Origin of the sequence: Paenibacillus sp. USDA918EY, assembly GCF_009870825.1 — a bacterium.
Lineage (GTDB): Bacteria > Bacillota > Bacilli > Paenibacillales > Paenibacillaceae > Paenibacillus_AQ > Paenibacillus_AQ albilobatus.
The window spans coordinates 1-1,655 of the sequence record NZ_WTWY01000044.1; the positions used below are offsets into that span (position 1 = coordinate 1).

At 42.3% G+C, this 1,655-nt stretch carries 2 protein-coding genes; both read left to right on the forward strand.

The window, feature by feature from the left end; genetic code table 11:
• Positions 1 to 72: 72 nt before the first annotated feature.
• Positions 73 to 762: a helix-turn-helix domain-containing protein gene (locus GQY55_RS30670; RefSeq protein WP_160045713.1), complete on the forward strand. Its 690-nt coding sequence runs from the start codon at positions 73 to 75 to the stop codon at positions 760 to 762.
• 20 nt (positions 763 to 782) lie between these two features.
• Complete coding sequence (locus tag GQY55_RS30675) at positions 783 to 1,637, forward strand: IS3 family transposase (RefSeq protein WP_160045714.1); 855 nt, start codon at positions 783 to 785, stop codon at positions 1,635 to 1,637.
• The last annotated feature ends 18 nt before the right edge of the window (positions 1,638 to 1,655 follow it).

Here is a 1,655-nt window from a genome sequence, read left to right on the forward strand (position 1 = left end):
TGATATGCTCCCATCATAGTAGACAGTAGAAAAAATAAAAACTTCTACTACTTCAATGATGGGAGTTTTTCTATGTCTAAAAGAAGTTCAACTTCAATTGAAACGAAACTGCATGCCATACAGCGATGCCTGGAGCACAAATCAAATCCAAACTATGAAGCGAGACAACTAGGGGTTAGTTCACACACAGTTAGAGAATGGATAAGAAAATACAGAGCAGATGGTTTGGATGGATTGGGGGGATCGAGAACATGGAAAACGTATTCAAGGGAATTGAAAATTGCTGCTGTTCAGGATGTGTTATCTGGACATTGCTCCCTTGAAGAGGCGACAAGGAAGCATCGTATTTCCAGCAACAGTGTGTTGCGAAAATGGATTAACAAGTATACTAAGGAGATAGAATTAAAACCTACTCTTAAGGGGAGAGGACTATCTCAAATGAACAAAGGACGTAAAACAACTTACGAGGAACGTATTGAAATTGCGCAATATACAATCGCTAATGGTTTGGATTATCAGAAAGCGATCGAAAAGTACGGTGTATCTTATCAGCAAGTGTATGCCTGGGTTCGGAAGTATCAAGCAGGCAGTGAGGATGCTCTTAAGGACAATCGCGGTCGAAAGAAGCCTGTAGAGGAACTGGATGAGCATGAACGTCTCAAGCTGCGGATCAAGGAATTAGAAGCTCGAAACGAATACCTGGAGATGGAGAATGCCTTCGCAAAAAAGTTGGCGGAGATCAAGCGACGAAATACACGCTAACCCTTGTTCGACAAGTAGACTTGTATCAAGCGATTCAAGAACTGAACAAAGAAAAAGGTTACGCAATTAAGAAGTTGTGTGCGTTAGCAGGGGTTGCTCGATCTGCCTATTACAAGTGGTTAGGCTGGACGCCATCTACCAAGGAACTTGAAATTCAAGTGCTAGCCAAAGAAGTGAAACTTCGCTATGACAAGCGAAACGGAATACTTGGCTACCGCCAAATGCGTACTCAATTAAACCGAAAGCTCAAAAAGCAGTACAACAAAAAGCGCTATTACCGAATTATGCGTGCGCTTGGCCTCAAAGCAGTCATTCGTAAGAAACGACCAAGCTATATGAAAGCCCCAGAGACCCATGTCGTTGAAAATATAATGAACCGTAACTTTGAGGCCCAGTCTCCAAATACAAAGTGGTGTACAGATGTAACAGAACTGAAGTATGGAAATGGCCGCAAAGCCTATTTAAGCGCCATTATCGATGTATACGATAACTCCATTGTTTCATGGGTATTAAGCCATTCCAACAACAATAAACTCGTGGTGGATACGCTGAAGCAGGCTTATGAGAAGAATCCCGGTGTAACCCCACTCCTACACAGCGACAGAGGTTTCCAGTACACGTCCCACGAGTATAATCGGCTCCAACTAAAGTATGGATTTATGAAAAGCATGTCTCGTGTGAGCCGATGCTTGGACAACCAACCTATTGAGCGCTTTTGGGGTACTTATAAATCGGAAAGTTATTATCTTACAAAGCATGATACCTATGATGACGTCCTGAAAGATGTTATCAATTATATTCGCTATTACAATAACCATCGCTATACAGAACGTTTAGAGGGTTTGTCACCCAACGAATACAGGCGAGTTGCATAAGGAAGATCCCTCAGTTCC

Coding starts and splice junctions, on each gene's coding strand:
- GQY55_RS30670 (WP_160045713.1), top strand. CDS start 73: ATGTCTAAAAGAAGTTCAACTTCAATTGAAACGAAACTGCATGCCATA.